Here is a 244-nt window from a genome sequence, read left to right as displayed (position 1 = left end):
AGAAACGGGACGTTCCCACCTTACGGACGGCAATCCCCCCGCATTCGAGGAGCGGCTTCAAGTGATGCGTCAAAGTGGAAGCGGACGTGTTATTCAACAATTCCGCCCTTTCCAGGCAGGCCAGTTCCCGCCGTTTGACCAGCATTCGGACGAACTGCATACGCGTGCTTTCGCCGAGAGCTTTGTAAACTTTAACCGCATAATCAACGGTCACTGCGTAAAACCCGCTTTCAAGAAGTCGTCG

Annotated in this window: 1 protein-coding gene; it reads right to left on the bottom strand. The window is 54.1% G+C overall.

Going from position 1 to position 244, the window contains the following annotated elements; all coding sequences use genetic code 11:
• Positions 1-214, bottom strand: a 214-nt coding sequence (locus KVT34_RS30880) for an ArsR/SmtB family transcription factor (RefSeq protein WP_217563359.1), incomplete at its 3' end; no start/stop codon positions are given.
• Positions 215-244: the final 30 nt, after the last annotated feature.

Origin of the sequence: Paenibacillus sp. GbtcB18 (genome assembly GCF_019091125.1) — a bacterium.
Taxonomy (GTDB): domain Bacteria; phylum Bacillota; class Bacilli; order Paenibacillales; family NBRC-103111; genus Paenibacillus_F; species Paenibacillus_F chitinolyticus.
Note: the sequence above shows the minus strand (reverse complement) of the source record. Positions and strands in the feature narration are given on the sequence as shown.